17 protein-coding genes are annotated in these 19,365 nt (G+C 44.5%); 3 read left to right on the top strand and 14 right to left on the bottom strand.

Features of this window, described 5'->3' with window-relative positions:
* Positions 1-122: 122 nt before the first annotated feature.
* The 4 genes from AB4Z30_RS16100 to ilvB form a co-directional block, all read right to left on the bottom strand.
* The gene (locus tag AB4Z30_RS16100) at positions 123-1,664 is read right to left on the bottom strand and encodes a 2-isopropylmalate synthase (protein WP_441928105.1); all 1,542 of its coding nucleotides are present in this window, start codon (positions 1,662-1,664) and stop codon (positions 123-125) included.
* Between the two features lie 139 nt (positions 1,665-1,803).
* Positions 1,804-2,796, bottom strand: a complete 993-nt coding sequence (gene ilvC, locus AB4Z30_RS16095) for a ketol-acid reductoisomerase (protein WP_441928103.1) — start codon at positions 2,794-2,796, stop codon at positions 1,804-1,806.
* Positions 2,797-3,131: 335 nt separating this feature from the next.
* Entirely contained in the window at positions 3,132-3,614 is a 483-nt protein-coding gene (ilvN, locus tag AB4Z30_RS16090) for an acetolactate synthase small subunit (protein ID WP_090922209.1), read from the bottom strand.
* A complete protein-coding gene (ilvB, locus tag AB4Z30_RS16085; protein ID WP_441928100.1) occupies positions 3,611-5,362 on the bottom strand; it encodes a biosynthetic-type acetolactate synthase large subunit in 1,752 nt (583 codons plus the stop codon). Before ilvB ends, ilvN begins: the two co-directional genes overlap by 4 nt.
* A gap of 597 nt (positions 5,363-5,959) precedes the next feature.
* On the opposite strand from ilvB, the gene AB4Z30_RS16080 reads away from it, so the two are divergent.
* On the top strand, positions 5,960-6,406 hold the full coding sequence (locus AB4Z30_RS16080; RefSeq protein WP_441928098.1) for a GNAT family N-acetyltransferase: 447 nt from the start codon (positions 5,960-5,962) through the stop codon (positions 6,404-6,406).
* Between the two features lie 6 nt (positions 6,407-6,412).
* On the opposite strand, the gene AB4Z30_RS16075 is transcribed toward AB4Z30_RS16080, so the two are convergent.
* The 9 genes from AB4Z30_RS16075 to AB4Z30_RS16035 form a co-directional block, all read right to left on the bottom strand.
* Positions 6,413-6,793, bottom strand: coding sequence for a hypothetical protein (locus AB4Z30_RS16075; protein ID WP_441928096.1), 381 nt, complete (start codon positions 6,791-6,793; stop codon positions 6,413-6,415).
* 183 nt (positions 6,794-6,976) lie between these two features.
* The gene (locus tag AB4Z30_RS16070; protein ID WP_342555048.1) at positions 6,977-7,939 is read right to left on the bottom strand and encodes an ABC transporter permease; all 963 of its coding nucleotides are present in this window, start codon (positions 7,937-7,939) and stop codon (positions 6,977-6,979) included.
* Positions 7,940-9,019, bottom strand: a complete 1,080-nt coding sequence (locus tag AB4Z30_RS16065) for an ABC transporter permease (RefSeq protein ID WP_342555047.1) — start codon at positions 9,017-9,019, stop codon at positions 7,940-7,942. It abuts the gene before it with no gap.
* On the bottom strand, positions 9,012-10,550 hold the full coding sequence (locus AB4Z30_RS16060) for an ABC transporter ATP-binding protein (RefSeq protein ID WP_441928093.1): 1,539 nt from the start codon (positions 10,548-10,550) through the stop codon (positions 9,012-9,014). The genes AB4Z30_RS16065 and AB4Z30_RS16060 overlap by 8 nt, the downstream gene beginning before the upstream one ends.
* A gap of 309 nt (positions 10,551-10,859) precedes the next feature.
* Positions 10,860-11,900, bottom strand: a complete 1,041-nt coding sequence (locus AB4Z30_RS16055) for a BMP family lipoprotein (RefSeq protein WP_441928091.1) — start codon at positions 11,898-11,900, stop codon at positions 10,860-10,862.
* A gap of 573 nt (positions 11,901-12,473) precedes the next feature.
* The gene (gene rplT, locus AB4Z30_RS16050) at positions 12,474-12,833 is read right to left on the bottom strand and encodes a 50S ribosomal protein L20 (RefSeq protein WP_017689664.1); all 360 of its coding nucleotides are present in this window, start codon (positions 12,831-12,833) and stop codon (positions 12,474-12,476) included.
* A gap of 88 nt (positions 12,834-12,921) precedes the next feature.
* Positions 12,922-13,125 carry a 50S ribosomal protein L35 gene (gene rpmI, locus AB4Z30_RS16045; protein WP_017689665.1) on the bottom strand — a complete coding sequence of 68 codons (204 nt, stop codon included), beginning with the start codon at positions 13,123-13,125 and terminating at the stop codon, positions 12,922-12,924.
* Positions 13,126-13,149: 24 nt separating this feature from the next.
* Entirely contained in the window at positions 13,150-13,644 is a 495-nt protein-coding gene (gene infC / locus AB4Z30_RS16040; protein ID WP_145332711.1) for a translation initiation factor IF-3, read from the bottom strand.
* Between the two features lie 340 nt (positions 13,645-13,984).
* Entirely contained in the window at positions 13,985-15,223 is a 1,239-nt protein-coding gene (locus tag AB4Z30_RS16035; RefSeq protein ID WP_441928087.1) for a glycosyltransferase family 2 protein, read from the bottom strand.
* 709 nt (positions 15,224-15,932) lie between these two features.
* Here AB4Z30_RS16035 and AB4Z30_RS16030 point away from each other — a divergent pair.
* Positions 15,933-16,460, top strand: a complete 528-nt coding sequence (locus AB4Z30_RS16030) for a phosphatase PAP2 family protein (RefSeq protein ID WP_441928085.1) — start codon at positions 15,933-15,935, stop codon at positions 16,458-16,460.
* 50 nt (positions 16,461-16,510) lie between these two features.
* Entirely contained in the window at positions 16,511-17,662 is a 1,152-nt protein-coding gene (locus AB4Z30_RS16025) for an MGDG synthase family glycosyltransferase (RefSeq protein ID WP_441928083.1), read from the top strand.
* Between the two features lie 124 nt (positions 17,663-17,786).
* Here the strand turns inward: AB4Z30_RS16025 and AB4Z30_RS16020 are convergent, their stop codons facing one another.
* The gene (locus AB4Z30_RS16020; protein ID WP_441928081.1) at positions 17,787-19,337 is read right to left on the bottom strand and encodes an ABC transporter substrate-binding protein; all 1,551 of its coding nucleotides are present in this window, start codon (positions 19,335-19,337) and stop codon (positions 17,787-17,789) included.
* Between the last annotated feature and the right edge of the window lie 28 nt (positions 19,338-19,365).

Genomic DNA, 19,365 nt, shown 5'->3' with positions numbered 1-19,365 from the left:
TAAGGGCCTATACTTCACGGGTATTTCGTTCCGTAGGATCAGACTTTTTTTAGATTGCACAACTTTTATAACTCCAGCCTTCTAGCTGTCTGTAGAATTGTGCACAATGAATGAAATCTCTTCTACAAATTGACATTAACACGGTTGGTGTACGTTTTGCGTTTCTCAATCAATTGGTTCAAGCCGTCAACATACGCACGAGCGCTAGCGCCGAGGATATCTGTGCTCACGCCGCGTCCTTGCACAGAAACCTGATTCTGGGTAAGGACAACATGTACTTCACCAAGCGCATCTTTACCGTGTGTTACCGATTTGATGGAATAGTCAGATAACGTCACTTCTTCTCCGCTCACCTGATCAATAGCGTTATAGATCGCATCCACCGAACCGTTACCTTCAGCCTGTTTCTCCACTGTTTCACCATTCAGCGTGGCAATACGAACCTTCGCCGTAGGCACGGATTCATCACCGTACGTAACAAAGATCGATTCCAGTTTGTACACCTCAGGTGCATCCTGTAATTTTTCTTCAATCACAGCAAGCAGGTCTTCATCGGTAACTTCTTTTTTCTTGTCTGCCAGATCCTTAAACTGTGCAAAAGCACGGTTCAACGCTTCATCGTCCAGCTCATACCCAAGGTCAATCAAGCGTTCACGGAACGCGTGACGTCCAGAGTGCTTGCCAAGAACCAGCTTGCTCTCTTTGAGACCAATCGTTTCTGGCGTCATGATCTCGTAGGTTGTTTTTTCCTTCAGCATGCCATCCTGGTGAATACCGGACTCATGAGCAAAAGCATTAGCACCAACGATTGCTTTGTTTCCAGGAACAACCATACCAGTCAAACGGCTGACTAAACGGCTAGTACGTGCGATTTCGGACAATTGCAGCGTTGTTTTCGCCTGGAAAAACTCATGACGCGTTTCCAGCGCCATTGCAATTTCTTCAATCGCCGTATTGCCTGCACGTTCTCCGATTCCGTTAATCGTACCTTCAATCTGATCGGCACCGTTCAAAATGGCGGCAAGTGTATTGGCAGTTGCCATACCCAGATCGTTGTGACAGTGGGCGCTCAGCTGAACTTTATCGATGTTATGAACATTTTCTTTCAGATGTTTGAAAATATTACCGTATTCGTATGGACTCAGGTAACCAACCGTATCCGGAATATTAACAACAGAAGCGCCCTCTTCCACTGCCATATTCACCATTTCCACGAGGAAATCATACTCGGTACGCCCTGCATCCTCCAGGGAAAATTCAATTTTCGAAAATGTCTTTTTCGCATAACGGATCGCAGAACGCGCTGTGTCAAGCACCTGCCCTTTGTCCATCCGCAGTTTGTGCTGGCGGTGGATTGGTGAGGTAGCCAGAAATACGTGAATGCAAGGGTCTTCTGCACCTTTAAGCGCTTCCTTGACCGCATCGATATCCTGCTCTCTGGAGCGGGACAAACCGATCACTGTAATATTTTTAACCGCTTTCGCTACGGCGTTAACTGCGGCCAAGTCACCCGGAGATGCTGCTGGGAAACCTGCTTCCATCCGGTCAATGCCAAGACGCTCCAGTTGATGGGCAATCTCCACCTTTTCGCGAGTGTTCAGATTGACTCCTGGAGATTGTTCTCCATCCCGCAGCGTTGTGTCAAATACATAGATTTTACGCACCTTCGCACCCCCTGCATATTATTAATTTCATAAACCAGAATAGCGGCTCACGCATAAGCACGGCCGCTATTTCCAGTTCACGCTGTAAGTTGCTTAAATCCCTTAAGATGCTTGTTCGAAAAGTGAACGAAATTGTTGCTTACTTTTTGATCCAGTGCATCATTTCACGCAATTGTCCGCCAACCACTTCGATTGGGTGTTCAGCTTCGTTACGACGTGTTGCTGTCAAGAATGCACGACCGGATTGGTTTTCCAAGATGAAGTCACGTGCGAATTTACCTTGTTGGATATCAGAAAGCACTTCTTTCATTGCTTTCTTCGTATCTTCAGTTACCACGCGAGGTCCAGTTACATAGTCACCGTACTCAGCTGTGTTACTGATGGAATCACGCATGCTTGCAAGTCCACCTTCATACATCATGTCAACGATCAGTTTCAATTCGTGCAGACACTCGAAGTATGCCATTTCTGGAGCATATCCAGCTTCTGTCAACGTTTCAAAACCAGCTTTAACGAGGGCACTTACACCGCCACACAGAACCGCTTGCTCACCGAACAAGTCTGTTTCTGTTTCTTCACGGAAGGAAGTTTCGATAACGCCAGCACGAGTACAACCGATACCTTTAGCGTAAGCCAAACCGATTTCTTTTGCTTTACCTGTTGCATCTTTTTCGATCGCAATCAGACCAGGAACACCGAAACCTTCTACATAGGTACGACGTACCATGTGACCAGGGGACTTAGGAGCTACCAGCAATACATCGCTGTCTTTTGGAGCAACGATTTGGCCGAAGTGAACGTTGAAACCGTGAGAGAAGAGCAATGCTGCGCCTTTTTTCAGGTTTGGTTCGATTTCGTTTTTGTATACAGAAGCTTGTGTTTCATCTGGCAGCAAGATTTGAACCACATCTGCACGGCTAGTTGCTTCAGCCGGAGACAACACTTCAAATCCATCATTTTTAGCAGCGTCGAAAGATTTACCTTCACGAAGTCCGATGACTACGTTCAATCCGCTGTCACGCAGGTTTTGTGCCTGAGCATGACCTTGGCTACCATATCCGATCACCGCGATCGTTTTTCCTTTCAATACACTAAGCTCTGCATCCTGTTCATAATAAGTAGTTACTGGCATGTTATAAGTCCTCCTTTGTTTTGTAAAGAACCCTTCATTAATGAGCGGGTGTCTCAATGGACCGGTAATTTTCATCTTGATAGAAAACTTTAGAAAACTGCCTGATCAATGCTGATCCCGTTGCTGCATATCATCCGATCCGTTCAGACACCCGCTCGTTAATGCGGGGGTGTGGCTATCTTTTCAAGCGTTACATCACTAAAATGTTACTTTACAGCAGTTACTGGACTGACACAACTGGATCAGATAGCATTTATTTTACGCTAACTGTGCATTTTCACAAGTAAATCATTGTGTTCGTGTATGGATCAGTCCATCTTGATTTCATTATACCTCTATACGTTACCTCGCACCAATGCTGTTACACCTGTACGAGACAATTCACGAATGCCATATGGCTTGAGCAATTCGATCATTGCATCAATTTTATCCGTATCACCAACGGCCTGTACCATCAGGCTTGCTGGACCTACATCAACAACCGATGCGCGGAATGTTTCCACCACTCCCAAAATTTCGGGACGTTCCGAAGGTTCTGCCTTCACTTTGATCAGCGCGAGTTCACGAGCAACCATCGGTTTCAAGCTAAAGTCAACGACTTTGATGACATCAATAATTTTATAAAGCTGTTTTTCAATCTGTTCAAGTGTTTTGTCGTCACCAATCGTAACAATGACCATCCGGGAAAGTCCAGGCTCTTCGGATTGACCCACTGTAATACTTTCGATGTTATACCCGCGTCGACCAAACAATCCGGATACACGCTGAAGGACGCCTGGCTGGTCATTAACCAATATCGAAATCGTATGTCTTATCATTCTTCAGCATCTCCCATCAGCATTTGATCGATTGTTGCTCCTTGCGGAACCATTGGATAAACATTCTCATCCTTGCGTACAACAAATTCTACAACGACTGGCCCTGGTGTATCCAAAGCTTCCTGCCATGCACGCTCGGCTTCTTCCTTGTTCGTCGCCCGCAGTCCCTTCACTCCGTAAGCTTCAGCCAACTTCACAAAATCGGGGCTTCCTGCCAGATCGATGTGACTGTAGCGATTTTCATAAATCAGTTCCTGCCACTGACGAACCATACCCAGTACTTGGTTGTTAATAATTACAATTTTAACTGGAATGTTATTGATCGCACAGATTGCAAGTTCCTGAGAACACATTTGCATCCCGCCATCTCCGTTAATGGAGATAACCAGGCGATCAGGATTAGCCATTTGTGCACCAATCGCAGATGGGAATCCAAAGCCCATTGTTCCAAGTCCGCCTGATGTAACCCAAGAGCGCGGTTGATTAAATTTGTAGTATTGAGCTGCCCACATCTGATGTTGTCCAACGTCCGTTGTAACGATTGCTTCACCTTTTGTGCTATCGTTCAACAATTCAACAACCCATTGTGGCTTTAACACTTCATCCGAATCCGTGTAGGTATACGGCTTTTCCTGTTTCCACTGTTTGATCTGATCTCTCCAGGCATCTGCACGTTCAGCACGTCCAACTTCCTTGTTTGCAATCTCCAGCACTGTTTTCACATCGCCTACAATCGGAATATCTGTCGCAATGTTTTTGCCGATCTCTGCAGGATCAATGTCGATATGAACAATTTTCGCGTGTGGTGCGAATCCATCCAGCTTACCCGTTACCCGGTCATCAAATCGTGCACCGATGTTGATGAGCAAGTCCGATTGCTGAATTGCCATGTTCGATGTGTAGGTTCCGTGCATTCCCGGCATTCCAGTCCAAAGCTCATGTCCGCTTGGAAAAGCACCAAGTCCGAGAAGTGTTGTTGTGATCGGGATACCCGTCTTCCCTACAAACTCGAAAAGCGCTTCGTGTCCACCAGAGTAAACTACACCGCCACCTGCAATGATCATTGGTCGCTCTGCTTCCTGAATGGCCTGCGCCAAGCGATCCACCTGCAGTTTATTCGGTACCGTGCGTGGATTGTACCCTCTCAATATAACAGGTTCAGTGCTCGGTTCAAACAACGTTTTGTTTGCCGATACATCTTTTGGAATATCGATCAGTACAGGTCCTTTACGTCCGGTATTAGCGATATGGAATGCTTCATGAATGATGCCCGCCAGGTCTTTTACATCTTTCACCAGATAACTGTGTTTGGTGATCGGCATTGTAATCCCGGTGATATCCGCTTCTTGGAAAGCATCCGAGCCGATTAAGCTGGAATTGACATTACCCGTAATGACAACCAATGGTACGGAATCCATATATGCCGTTGCAATTCCTGTAACGAGGTTCGTTGCACCTGGACCCGAGGTCGCAATACATACGCCTACTTTGCCACTAGCACGTGCATAACCGTCAGCTGCGTGAATGGCACCTTGCTCGTGACGAGTCAGAACGTGTTTGAAATCTTCAAAGCCATACATTGCATCGTAAATGTACAATACCGCACCGCCCGGATAACCGAAAACACAATCCACACCTTCAAGCAGCAAACTTCTTAGCAAAATCTCGGAACCGCTAATGACCTCCGGCTTCATCCATCTTTCACGTAATTCATCTGTTGATCGTACTTCTGGAATTTGAGCTCCCATCAGTCATCCTCCTCTCGAAATTTACACCATTCTGACATTAAAAGTGACAAAAAAAACCTTCCATCCCTGCAAACAAGTTCATGCTTGCGAGGGACGAAAGGTTATCGCTTCCGTGGTACCACCCAACTTTGTCCGAAATTTCGCAATAACGGACCTTACCAGGTATAACAAAACGATGTTCAAACGAACATAGTCGTCTCCCATACCTGTTGTCTGTAACGCAGACTTACGATTCTCCCTAATACGCATAGATTTGACGATCCAGTGCTTTTCAGGAAAACAGCTCCGAGGTGAGCTCGTATATAAGGGGTAATGGTGGTGGTTTCAGCAAATCCAGCCACTCTCTGAGCAAAAGAGCCCTTAAAACTTCGTCCTCTTCATAGCCGATGAAATATTCTCGTTAAATGTTAGGAACATTATATGATTCCTCCAACCGATAAGTCAATACCTGTTTTTGATAAAAATGTGTTAACCATATCCACATCTGCTCTCCACTCTATGTTTGCCGCAATGTTTGACCTTCATGCAGTCACCTTTTATCTCGCCCCAGGCATAAGATATACAGGCCGCACGACTGGCCTTGAAAGGAGGCTCCGCATGCTCATTCGTCAGCGTTCATCCAAACTGGATGACGGCGCAATTCTAAGGCTAATCGACACACAGCTTGTTCCGTTATCACATATGAGTGAGAAGGAAATCCATAAAATTCGTAAAGAAATACCCCTGCGAATGAACAGGGGCATGACCTTTGTAATCTCGCCGGAGCCGAATAAACCTGCTGTTGCATTCATTCATTTTCTCATGCATGGCGAACTGTTATACGTGGATATGATGGCCGTAAGTCCGAAAGAACAGCGTAAACGTTACGGACAGACGTTACTGCACAAAGCAGAGAGCTTCGCAGTATCACGCGGCTGCAGAAAATCCAAAGTCATGGTAGATGAAGGCAATACAAACGGAACTCATTTTTATCAAAAAAATGGATATCAGATGCTGAGATATATCATGATAAGCCGCTGTTACGAAATGGAAAAAAGACTCTAGTTTATACTAAAAAAATCCTGGCGGTCTCGGTCCAGGACCGTAAGGGCCATATCCTGGGCCAGGGCCGTACCCCGGACCAGGACCATAACCAGGTCCATATCCCGGGCAACAATCAGGTTTCGGACCTGGTCCCTGGCCATACCCGGGACCAAATCCAGGGCCAGAACCATAAGCGTAAGGTAACGTCGCAATGGCCAGAAGATCAAATAATACCAAAGGTAAAATAGCTTTGGTACGTACTTTTTTTCCACCTAAACGCTTGAGCACAAGTTTGTTCCCTGATACTTTTAACAGTTTACCCGTAACCCGAGTACCGTCTTTTTTGACCGCAACAATGTTTTTGCCTATAAGTTTCATCGCTTCAGTACGCGTGACATGTTTTCTCATACTTTCCCTCCTCCTCGGATCATTCAAAACAGTGTATTCGTCCAAGACCGGATTCGCCTGTTTCTTTGTCCCTACCGAGAAAGTTGGGTATTACAAATGGAGCAAGCAAAAAAAAGACCCGCTTAAAAGCGGATCTTTTCTTGAATAACGTTTTGGTTACCAAATGTTATCTCGTTTATGTTATTACCTTTTACCTGGGTCATATGGTTCTCCGAGTGCAGATGGCGCCGAAGAACGTCCTACAGCTGCTACAAGTACAATAAGCGTCAGCAAGTAAGGCAACATGTAGATAATTTCCTGGGGAATACTTTGAGTCCATTCAAAATTTTGCACATAGTTTCGAATAGCTTGAGAAAATCCGAAAAATGCCGCTGCTCCAAAAGCCCCAATCGGATTCCACTTACCGAAGATCATCGCTGCTATGGCAATAAAACCTTGTCCCGATACCGTGTTGTGCGAAAAAGTTCCTGTCGTCGTCAATGTAATGGCTGCGCCGCCAACGGCTGCAAGTGCTCCACTGATCATCACACCGATATAACGGTAACGACGCACTTTAATACCTACTGTATCAGCCGCACTTGGATGTTCACCCACTGCACGCAGACGAAGGCCAAAAGGCGTTTTGAACATAATGTAATAGGTCAAGAACACAAACAATATTGCCAAATACGTTGGTGGATAAACATTTTTGAAAAGCGCTTCTCCGAGCAAAGGAATATCCTCAAGAAAAGGCACATTGAATTTGTTAAAACCTTGAACCAGAGGTGAATCTCCAGAACCTTCAAACAGAAGTTTTACCATATACAGAGTACTTCCTGCTGCCAAAAAGTTAATTACGATACCACTGATAATTTGGTCAGCTTTAAATGTGATCGAGGCCACTGCATGAATAAGTGACACGAGTACACCAATGACTATAGCGAGCAGGACTCCCATCCATGCTGCTGTCGTTCCTCCCATACCCGCTTCCTGAGCATAGTGAGCCCCAATACCGGCCGCAAAAGCACCGAACACCATAAAACCTTCAAGCCCGAGGTTTGTTACTCCGGATTTTTCCGAGAAAATCCCGCCGAGGGAAGCAAAAATCAATGCCGTAGCAAAGACAAGCGTCGTATTAATAATTTGCCCGATTGTCAACAAGTCCATCTACAACACCTTCTCTTTCTTGCGCTTGGAATAGAACGGTTTAAGAATCCAGCGCACGATGCCTTGTGCTGCAATGAAAAAGATAATCGAACCGATGACAATCCGAATAATCTCCGGCGGTACATCCGCAGCAAAGCTCATTCCTGCTGAACCGTATGTGAGAGTTCCAAATAGAACCGCCCCCAGCAATACACCAAATGGATGATTCAAACCAATCAATGCTACGGCTATACCATCAAATCCTGTTCCAGGTGAACCGGTCATTAAGGATTGATAGTGGAATACACCCAAAATTTGAAAAGCGCCGCCCAAACCTGCAAGCATACCACTAATAAACATCGCTTTTACAATATTTCGGTTAACACTCATCCCTGCATATTCTGCTGCATTCGAGTTGAGACCTACAGCGCGAATTTCAAAACCCTGCTTCGTTTTCCACATATAAATATAGAAGACTACAGCCATCACAATCGCAATCAACGTTCCCATATGAACACGTGAGTCCCCCATTAATTCAGAAAGCCAAGTCAAACTAATGGATGCTGTGTCGCTGATATCTGCTGAACGATTATCGCCTGGAAGCAGTAAGAACTGCCTTACGATAAGGTTGGCCAGATACAATCCGATCCAGTTGAGCATAATACTGCTGATAACTTCATTAACCCCGCGAGCAGCCTTCAAATAACCTGCAATGGCAGCCCAAAGTCCACCAAACACCGCACCAGCAATCAACGCCAGAGGCGCGTGAATATAAATAGGCAGGCCTGCGAATTTCACACCTACGAAGGTAGCAGCAGTCATACCTACGAGAAACTGTCCTTCGCCCCCAATATTAAACAGTCCGGCGCGAGCGGCAAAAGCAAACGCAAGTCCCGTCATAATGAGTGGTGTCATCTCACGAACAGCTTCACCGAAGTTGTACATATCGCCAAACACCTTTTTAAACAATGCACCATACGCTTCAAATGGGTTATATCCACCAATCATCATAACAATTCCCCCGAGAATGAGTCCCATCAGAATCGCCACAACTGGCATAATAAATGAATCTCGGGTAAACCATTTTAATACTTTATTCATGCGCAGTACCTCTCTTTTGGGTGCTGCCCGCCATCATCAAGCCGAGCTCCCTGTCATTGGTTTCTTCCGGCAGCACCTCACCTACGATCTGTCCTTCGTAGATCACCGCAATGCGGTCCGAAACGTTCATGATCTCATCCAACTCGAACGAAATAAGCAGCACGGCCTTCCCCTGATCTCGTTGTGCGATCAATTGCTTCTGTACAAACTCGATAGCTCCTACGTCCAGTCCACGAGTTGGCTGAGCTGCAATCAGCAATTCGGGGTTTTTATCGACCTCACGGGCGATAATTGCCTTCTGCTGGTTTCCTCCGGACAGCGAACGCGCCTTTGTTTCGATGCTCGGTGTACGCACGTCAAATGCTTCAACAAGCCGCTTGGCCTGCTTTTTGATTGCCTCAAAGTTAAGGAAACCTTTGCGCGTATACGGTTCCTTGTAATATGACTCCAGAACGATATTTTCGCTCACCGAAAAATCCAGAACAAGCCCGTGCTTATGTCTGTCCTCTGGAATGTGTGCAACACCCGCCTCCGATATATGACGTGGAGAGTGGTTGGACAGTTCTTTCCCCTGCAGGCGGATTGATCCGCTGTCGACTTTACGCAGGCCAGTAAGAGCTTCAATTAATTCACTCTGGCCATTGCCGTCAACGCCGGCAATCCCGACAATTTCTCCGGCACGCACATTCAGATTGAATTCGTTCAGGACTGCGATTCCTTCTTTGTTTTTGGACATCAATTTGCTGACCTCAAGCACATTGGCTCCAGGCGTGGCAGGCTTCTTGTCCACTTTGAACGTAACGTTGCGGCCAACCATTTTCTCTGCCAGTTCATTCGGATTCGTTTCCGATGTTTTGACGGAATCAATGACCTTGCCGCGACGAATAATGGTTACTGTATCCGAAATCTCCATGATTTCTTTCAGCTTATGGGTAATGAGAATAATCGACTTGCCTTCTGCAACAAGTTTTTTCATGATAACCATCAGCTCTTTGATTTCCTGCGGTGTTAGTACCGCTGTAGGTTCATCGAAGATCAGAATGTCTGCACCGCGGTACAATGTTTTAACAATCTCAACACGCTGCTGCATACCGACAGAGATATCATGAATTTTGGCATGAGGATTAACCTTAAGCCCATACTGCTCAGACAAGCGCTGTACTTCTGCAGCAGCCTTTTTATAGTTAATATTGAGACCCTTCTTAGGCTCGGATCCCAAAATAATGTTCTCTGTTACCGTGAACGGCTGTACAAGCTTAAAATGCTGATGCACCATACCGATGCCAAGATCGATTGCCCGGTTGGGACTATCGATGATGACAGGTTTGCCATTCACTTCAATGGAACCTTCATCTGGCTGATAGAGACCAAAAACAATATTCATTAATGTTGACTTACCAGCGCCATTTTCGCCCAGTAGAGCATGAATCTCGCCTTTCTGAAGCTGAAGGCTGATGGCGTCGTTGGCAACAATGCCTGGGAAACGCTTCGTTATCTGTTTCAACTCAACGACGGGGGTTGCTGCACCCATGTAATCACCCTTATAACTGATATAGTGTGGTTCCGCAAACGTAAAAAAAACGTCTATCGACGTACTTTATGGAAGAAAGATCGCACTTTACTGAAATTTTTCTTGCGATAATACAGTTGTTCAGCTCCGCTGAAAATATCCTAAAAACTCTATTATCTTAAGAAAAGCTCCGATCCGGAGCAGTGTTACAAATGTCACCTTGTACAAATGTTATAATGGCTTGATCAAATGTTCCTGTCTTTACAATCACAAGGCCGGTCAAGACCGGCCCTGATAATTATATTACAGCAATATCAAACACCTGCATGATTACTCTTTAGGTACTTTGATTTCGCCGCTGATGATTTTTTCTTTGTATTCGTCAACTTTGGCCAAAACGTCAGGCTTCACATTTTTACTGGAAGTATCTGCAATGCCTACGCCGTTATCTTTCAAAGTCAACGTTTCTGCTCCACCTTTGAACGTTCCATCAATCACTTCTTTATTTACACGTTTAACTGCTTCATCCACTTTTTTAATCATGGAAGTCAGCGTTACTTCATCGCCGAACTCCAAGGATTGGTCCTTATCCACACCGATTACCCATACATCCTGACCTTGTTTCTTACGAGCATCTGCTTCTTTAAACACACCGTTACCAGTTGCACCGGAAGCGTGGAAAATGATATCTACGCCTTGGTTGTACAATGTAGCAGCTGCAGCTTTACCCAAGTCAGGCTTGTCAAAAGCACCTGTGTAGTTTGGAATAAATTGAGCGTCAGGGTTAACTGCTTTAACCCCTTCTCTGAAACCTACTTCAAACTTTTTAATCAGTGTGCTCTCTGCTCCACCTACAAAACCAATTTTATTTGTTTTTGTTGTCAAACCAGCAACAACACCTACCAGGAAAGAACCTTCTTCTTCAGCGAATGTTACGGATTTCACGTTAGGTGCATCCACTACGCTGTCGATGATTGCAAGTTTGGAATCCGGATTTTGATCAGCTACTGCTTTGATCGCTTTTTCCAACTGATAACCGATACCCCAAGTCAGATCATATTTGTTTTTAACAAATTCGTTCAAGTTAGGAATATATTCTTCATCGGATTTACTTTGCAGGTATTTTACTTTTGCACCTGTTTCAGTTTCGGTTGCTTGCAGTGCTTCCCAAGCGGATTGGTTAAAAGATTTGTCATTAACGCCACCTACGTCAGTAACCATACCGATTTGAACATCGGACTTAGCTTCAGTCGCAGCACCACCGTTGTTTTCTCCGGCATTTGACTCTTCTTTCGGTTTGCTTCCGCATCCTGCGAGCATAACCGATACTGCCAGCAACATCACCAGAGACAAGCTGAGCATTTTTTTCATTTCTCTTTTTCCCCCTTAATAATATGTCCCTTTCAAATCTTGTCTGCAATTGCACGGATCAACAGCTATGAAGAGCAGGTTAGAAGCGAGATGTTTCGTTAATGGCTCTTTAAAAGCGCATTCTTATGCATGCAACATCTGCTCATCTGTCGAAAAACCGAACATTATGACCCGAAAAGAAAAAATTAGGACTGACCTACTAGAGGTGATTATACAATCAACCAGTGTTAAAATCCAGATGTATAATCACCAAAGTTCACTTATTTTTGTACTTTTTTTATTGAAAGCGCTTAATAATTTAACGTTTTAACACACTAACGTTACAGCGATGTGATGTTACATAACAAAAATATTACACCACATTCCAGTTCCAAGCGAAGAATGTCTAATTCGTTTGCATTATTGCACCGTTCGTATTTTATGTAATGTCATGTTGCGTTATCCACCAACGGCGCTCGCGATCTGGATTTGCTTCCAGTTGTACGATAGGTTTAGGTTGTTCTTCCTAGGCCGTTTTTATTCTCTAGTCCGTAAAAAAAGCCGCCATACTACGGCGGCTTACTTCATACAAATTTAAGCGTTGATTTTACCTTTAGCTACAGTAGCCAAAGAGTTGAACGCATTTATGTCATTAACGGCCAGATCAGCCAACATTTTGCGGTTCATATCTACTCCAGCAAGTTTCAATCCGTGGATCAGTTTGTTGTAAGACAAACCATTCATACGTGCTGCAGCATTGATACGAACGATCCACAGTCTGCGGAAGTTACGTTTCGTGTTGCGACGGTCACGGTATGCGTATACCAGGGATTTCATTACTTGCTCATTAGCTGTTTTAAAGATACGGTGTTTGGAACCGAAATAACCTCTTGCCAGTTTCAAAACCTTTTTATGACGACGACGTACTACAAAACCGCCTTTTACTCTTGCCATATTAAAGAACCTCCCAAATAAATATAAATGTATCCGTGGTATGTGTATGGCCGAAGCCAATCCCCCGTACGGAATCTACTATTTTGAATTAACCTTTCAGGTTAGCCAAACCTTGTTTCAAACGTCTCACGTCACCAGCAGCCATTACAGGGTTGCCGTTCAGAACGCGCTTCGCACGTTTGGATTTGTGAGAAAGCAAGTGGTTTTTGTGAGCTTTGTAACGAAGGACTTTACCAGAACCGGTAATTTTGAAGCGTCCTTTCAAACTGCTGTGTGTTTTCATTTTAGGCATGTTGTGTTTCCTCCTCCAATGTTATCAGGCTTTAGGAGCCAAGATCATAATCATACTGCGGCCTTCCAGTTTCGGTTGACGTTCAACGGTACAAAGTTCTGCAACTTCCACCTTAACGCGTTCCAAAATCTTTTGACCAATAGACGCATGTGCAATCTCACGTCCGCGATAACGAACGGAGCATTTCACTTTGTCGCCTTCTTTCAAAAACTTAACTACATTACGAAGCTTCGTTTGATAATCGTGCTCCTCAATATTGGAACGGAACCATACTTCTTTAATGTCAACGATTTTCTGGTTCTTACGGGCTTCTTTTTCTTTCTTTTGTTGCTCATAGCGGAATTTGCCATAGTCCATGATGCGGCACACCGGCGGTTTAGCCTGCGGGGCCACATTAACCAGGTCCAAGTTCAGGTCAATTGCCATTTGAAGTGCTTCACGAATGGGAGTGATCCCGATTTGTTCTCCTTCAGCTCCGACAAGGCGTACTTCCTTCGCCCGAATCTCATCATTAATCATGTGATCTTTACTAATAACCGTCCACCTCCAGGTCATTTTGAATATCCAGTTACACAAAAATAAAAGGGATGCCGGTCAAGCTACCGACATCCCTGTAATCAACACAATTCTTCATGAGTATACACTTCATAAATTATTGGGATCGTTGACCAGCCAACGTATGTTGGTCAGGTGAGAAGTCGGACTTCTGCTTGTGATTCCATTTTGCTATTTGTTTAACGCACTTGAATACTATACCATCAGTCATACAGCATTGTCAACACACTCAGGTACATTTTTTCAGAACAGTGTGACCGTGCGCATAGCAACGTATCGTTTATCGGATTAATCTATCCAAAAGTTAGCCTTGTTTGCTCTGTACTTCATCCAGACGCACAACCCGAGTATGCTGCGTGTGGCTCCACTGTTTGTTGTTTTGTGTGAAGAACGCATAAAACGTAATTGGGTACCAGGACAACAGATAGATCGGGAACAGAATCAGATACAGATACACTTTAGCAAACTTAACTTTTTCGAGCGCCATGGACAACAGGAACGTTAACACGTTCATGCCGATCGCTATAAACCCAACCCACAATGGGAAATACCCATAAATATTAGCAATATGTGGGCCGTCCAATACGTAAATATCGACTGACATTACAGCCGTCAACAGGAAAGTGAGTAACACCACATACACATTGGCACCGTAAACAGCGAGGTCGAACTTCACTAGACTTCTTTCCTTGATTGACTGCCATAGCAAAGGGAAGAAATATCTTCTTGCTACCGTAAAGTGACCCTGCATCCAGCGAAGACGCTGTCTAGCAGAGGCTTTGAATGTTAATGGTTTCTCATCAAATACTTTGGCATCATAGTTAAACACCGGATACACATTGCGCTGTACACTACGCATTGTGAACTCCAGGTCTTCTACAAGGCTGGTAGCTCCCCAGCCAATTTCTTTCAGCAAATTGGTCTCGAAGCACATCCCCGTACCCCCGAGGAAATTAGCCATGTTCAGGTTGTGACGGGACAGTTGCCACAGACGGTTGATATACCAGTACGATACACCATAAGCTGCAGTAATCCATGAATCCTCAGGATTCTTCGTATCAATGTATCCCTGTATAACACGTGCTCCATTGCACAAGTCATTATTCATTTCGAGTAAGAAGTTTTTCTCCACCAGATTGTCAGCATCAAGCATAACTACCGCATCATACTGACGTGGTAAATCCCACAGGTACTTAAGCATCCACTCGATGGCATGCCCTTTACCTCTCAAGTCTGGATTCGTACGTACACATGCATTCCAGCCATGCTGACGAACGATTTCTGCCGTGCTATCTGAACAGTTGTCACATATGACAAATACGTCGTACAGATCTCTCGGATAATCCAGTTCCTTCAGGTTTTCCATTAATGCCCCGATAACTTGTTCCTCATTGTGCGCCGCAACAAGCACGGCAAATGATTTTGTTGCAGGATAATTTTTCTTTTTCTTTTTCTTATACAGACCGAACAGCGAAAACGTGAATTGGTACACGGCAAGCAGTGCCAAAATGACCTGCAGCGTGACAAATATAGCGTCCAACATCGTTCTCTGTTACCCCCTTTTATTAAAACCAAATTACTTAAGCATTTTCTCTTCCTGATTCTGCATTATATTTTTTTTGTAATTGCAGAATATGACCCTGTGCTTTTGAGTACTACGTCAATCATCCAGGCAATGTTTCAAAGCAATGGCTGCGGCCAGTTGGCTGCTTTATCGATTCTGTATTCTTTTCAGCAATTTGTCAAAACCCCAATTCTACTTTTTGAAGCAGAAATGTGAACTTTAAACGCTGAATAGCCACTCCGTGATGCCACAACCTCGCATTCATGCCTGTTATATCTTATTTTCAGCCGTTTTCTCGTTTTTTATTTCTAAAGTCCCTTCTTTTTTCTGTGGCCTACTGCAACTCAACCGTACCTCTACTACAAATAACGTAAATGGCCACCAAAAAGTTTAATCTAAAACTCACATTTTTTTACCTCATTTCAGCCATGTTGAATCATTGTATCTTCTTTTATGGAATGAAGTCAAAAAAATCCACTGGTTTTTCATCCACTCTTTTACATGAATTTTACGTTCTTTACATGTGTTCTTCTTGAAAAGGACAACATTTAAAAATATGATAAACGTATGCCTTAAATAACCTCAAGAACTTCAAAAACGGTTATATACTAAACAGGTGCATACCGACACGGGTAACATCCCGGAAATACTGCCGCCCTCGGGGCGGCCTGACTGGCAGGAGGCCAATATGAGCCGTTTTTTCTTAAAGTTTCAAAAGTATGACCGTAATGTGTTTATGTGGATTAACGGCCGTCTTCATAATCGATTTATGAATTTCTGGCTGTATTATTTCACTCACCTTGGTGGAGCGACTTCTTCAATCGCTGTATCTTTGTTGATCTGGCTTCTTGCCCCAGCACCATGGAGCACGACTGGATTTCAGGCATGCATCGCTTTAGCAGTCAGTCACATCCCTGTAGCGATAGCCAAAAAATTGTATCCTCGCATACGGCCCTATCTGGCCTTGCCTGATACAATAACGTTCCGCAACCCTTTGACGGATCATTCGTTCCCGTCAGGGCACACAACCGCTATTTTTTCGGTAACGGTACCCTTTATGGCTGCTGAGCCGTTTCTATTGCTAACCTTGCTGCCTGTCGCTCTTATTGTCGGATTCTCTCGAATCTATCTGGGGCTTCACTATCCGTCCGATGTTTTGGCAGGTGCCACAATCGGTACTTTAGTCGCACTTGCTACAGTTGCATTCTGGCCTTAAAGTCGATATGTTAGACTCAGGAAAACCTAGCAGGAACAGGTGAGGCAAGCGTGGAGAAAAAAAGAATTTTACTATTATCTGAAGGATTTGGTGCAGGGCATACTCAGGCTGCTTATGCTTTATCCAGCCACTTACGAAAGCTGTCGCCAAATATTCAGACTAAGGTGCTGGAACTCGGGAGCTTTCTTAACCCTAAAGTAGCACCACTTATTATTAATGCGTACAAAAGAACGGTGACCACTCAACCGAAACTCGTTGGATACGTATACAAGCAGCAATATAAGAAACCATTAAATCGACTGACTACCCTTGCATTGCACAAATTGTTCTACACCCATACCCGCAGTGTGGTTCGTCAGTTGCATCCGGATGCCATAGTCTGCACACATCCGATTCCAAGCGCCGTTATATCCAGGTTAAAGCGGTTAGGCACAAAGGTCCCCTTATGTAACGTTTTGACAGATTATGATGCACATGGTACATGGGTTAGTCCTGAGGTGGATTTGTATCTTGTCTCCTCAGACGAAGTTAAGTCCAAATTGATGCGCCGTGGCGTATCCGTAGACAAAATCAAAGTAACCGGCATCCCGGTGCACCCTAACTTCTGGGAGCATCCTGGACATGACGAGATACGTGCCAGATTCAATCTGAAGCATATGCCAACCGTGCTTGTGATGGGCGGCGGATGGGGTATGCTAAGTGATAAGGTTGTTCATCAGCTTTTGGCTCGCTGGCATGAGGATATCCAGATTATTTTCTGTCTTGGACGTAATGACAAAATACGCATCAGCATGGAACAGGATCCTCTGTTCCAGCAAGAAAATATCCATATCATTGGATATACAACGGAGATTGATAAATTAATGGAAGTCTCCGATCTGCTGATTACCAAGCCAGGCGGAATGACATGCAGTGAAGGCTTGGCCAAAGGCATTCCGATGTTGTTTCATAATCCGATCCCGGGTCAGGAAGAAGAGAATGTACATTATTTTACAAGCAGAGGATTGGGGGAACGAATTACATCCCTTGATGTGGTTATTAGCTGGATGAATAAACTACTTAAGCATTATCCGGACGTAGTGCAGAAGCGAAAACAGCATTTAGCTGAAATTGCCAAGGTACACCCAATGGAAAGCGCTCAGTCTATCATGAATCTTTTGCAGGATATGCAGCCCTTATCATCAGAGGAAACACATGTCTAACTTGAATAACTTAACATGAGCAATATCGTCTTCATAACCTCTTTTCACGAATGAAAAGGTGCCTTCGAAACCGAAGGCACCTTTTTTTATTTCTTGGATCTGCATTTTAATCCATTTACTTCACTTATTGAATACCCGCAGATTTCAGATACTCCTGCCATTGCTTGGTATACTCAGACTGAATTTTTTCCAGACCTGCTTGTTTTGCCTTTTCCATAAAGGTGTTCAGACCGCCTTCCACATCGGCAACAAGACCTACGTTAAGCGGATACAAGTATTGTTTTTCAACTTGCTCCAACGCTGCTTTTTCTGCTTGATAAGGAGTCCAATCCTCGGCAAAACCGGTGAAAATATCTGGTTTCTTAATTTTATCGAGGTCTTTAAACATAGCCAGAACATCATCAAAGCTCTTGTCATACAACATAAACTCCGGATTACGCCATGCCCAGCCATTCATACCTTCACGAGGGAAGCCATTGCTTTGCGCATCCCCGATCATATGGTAATACCCATCTTTCACTTCAAAGTTTTTGCCTTCCACACCATACTCGGTCAGCCAGTTATAGCGTTTGTCAGTCACAAGCTTCTCGTAGAATGCCAGCGCTCTTTCTGGATTTTTGCTGCTGCGGGGAATAGCAAAACCGTTATGGATGGGATGAACCGGTTGTGCAAACCCTTTCGCATTCGGATACGGGAAATATCCCAGCTTCCAGTCCGGGTGGGTGGACTGAACTTTGATGACATCGGAATTAAATTTGTTCGGATTCTCCCCGGCAAGAATGACAGCTGCTTTACCATTTTGCAGTAAGGAATTGGAAGTATCCTTCACGTTTAGTACGTTTTTCGGGAAAAAGCCTTTATCCATCCAGCGTTTGTATGTTTTCAGATCTTGCAGATGCTGTGGTGAACCCCAGTAAGACGTCACTGTGGATGGTGTGTCATACATGATATCCAGTCCATACGGAAGCTGGCCTGCAGTATTCACCAACTTTGAAGTCAACTGACGAACCCCATGTGTGTGGTTTGCATTGCTGTCTGCAATCGGAATCATGTTGGGCTCATTTGCTTTAATCCCTTCCAGGTAGGCTTCCAGCGTTTCCATTGATTCCGGCTTCGGCAGATTATACTTCTCGCGCAAGTCTTCGCGGTAAGCAATACCTTCCGTTACGTATTCAATCCACGTGGATGGAACCGTGTAGATTTTGTCATTGATTTTAACTGCATTCCACATATCATCCGGAACATGAGATTTAAGCTTTGGTGTCTTCGCCAAAAGCTCATCCAGTGGCAGGAAAGCACCTTTCTTCGCATAGGACTGGTAATTCGTCCAGTCAGCAGTAAAGATCAGGTCGATCGGCTGTCCAGAAGACAGCAACAGTTTATATTTTTGATCCCAGTCCGTCCAGGAAGTGAAGTTAAATTTTACAGTAGCGTTCAAATCCGCCTCGGCCAGCTTGTTAATTTCTGCTTCAATGACAGGCAGATCTTTGGGAGCATCTCCAAGCATGTAAAATTGCAAGGTTACTTTCTCGCCTTTATTATCAGATGAGCCTCCCTGATTACTGCCTTGCGCATTTCCTCCTGAACCGCCATTACAGGCAGCAAGTACTCCAGCAAACAACATCAGGGCCAGTACCATAGACAGATGACGAATCCTTTTATTACGCATATGCATCCTCCCTTTTTGTGTTAAACCTTATATA

The organism is Paenibacillus sp. 2TAF8, assembly GCF_052114825.1.
Classification (GTDB): domain Bacteria; phylum Bacillota; class Bacilli; order Paenibacillales; family Paenibacillaceae; genus Paenibacillus.
The sequence above is the reverse complement of the archived record's forward strand: the minus strand, read 5'-3'. Positions and strand labels throughout refer to the sequence as shown.

Excerpts from the sequence above, each read along its gene's own strand:
- ilvC (WP_441928103.1), bottom strand. The coding sequence starts at position 2,796 with ATGCCAGTAACTACTTATTATGAACAGGATGCAGAGCTTAGTGTATTG.
- ilvN (WP_090922209.1), bottom strand. The coding sequence starts at position 3,614 with ATGATAAGACATACGATTTCGATATTGGTTAATGACCAGCCAGGCGTC.
- ilvB (WP_441928100.1), bottom strand. The coding sequence starts at position 5,362 with ATGGGAGCTCAAATTCCAGAAGTACGATCAACAGATGAATTACGTGAA.
- AB4Z30_RS16080 (WP_441928098.1), top strand. The coding sequence starts at position 5,960 with ATGCTCATTCGTCAGCGTTCATCCAAACTGGATGACGGCGCAATTCTA.
- AB4Z30_RS16075 (WP_441928096.1), bottom strand. The coding sequence starts at position 6,793 with ATGAGAAAACATGTCACGCGTACTGAAGCGATGAAACTTATAGGCAAA.
- AB4Z30_RS16070 (WP_342555048.1), bottom strand. The coding sequence starts at position 7,939 with ATGGACTTGTTGACAATCGGGCAAATTATTAATACGACGCTTGTCTTT.
- AB4Z30_RS16065 (WP_342555047.1), bottom strand. The coding sequence starts at position 9,019 with ATGAATAAAGTATTAAAATGGTTTACCCGAGATTCATTTATTATGCCA.
- AB4Z30_RS16060 (WP_441928093.1), bottom strand. The coding sequence starts at position 10,550 with ATGGGTGCAGCAACCCCCGTCGTTGAGTTGAAACAGATAACGAAGCGT.
- AB4Z30_RS16055 (WP_441928091.1), bottom strand. The coding sequence starts at position 11,900 with ATGAAAAAAATGCTCAGCTTGTCTCTGGTGATGTTGCTGGCAGTATCG.
- rplT (WP_017689664.1), bottom strand. The coding sequence starts at position 12,833 with ATGGCAAGAGTAAAAGGCGGTTTTGTAGTACGTCGTCGTCATAAAAAG.
- rpmI (WP_017689665.1), bottom strand. The coding sequence starts at position 13,125 with ATGCCTAAAATGAAAACACACAGCAGTTTGAAAGGACGCTTCAAAATT.
- infC (WP_145332711.1), bottom strand. The coding sequence starts at position 13,644 with ATGATTAATGATGAGATTCGGGCGAAGGAAGTACGCCTTGTCGGAGCT.
- AB4Z30_RS16035 (WP_441928087.1), bottom strand. The coding sequence starts at position 15,223 with ATGTTGGACGCTATATTTGTCACGCTGCAGGTCATTTTGGCACTGCTT.
- AB4Z30_RS16030 (WP_441928085.1), top strand. The coding sequence starts at position 15,933 with ATGAGCCGTTTTTTCTTAAAGTTTCAAAAGTATGACCGTAATGTGTTT.
- AB4Z30_RS16020 (WP_441928081.1), bottom strand. The coding sequence starts at position 19,337 with ATGCATATGCGTAATAAAAGGATTCGTCATCTGTCTATGGTACTGGCC.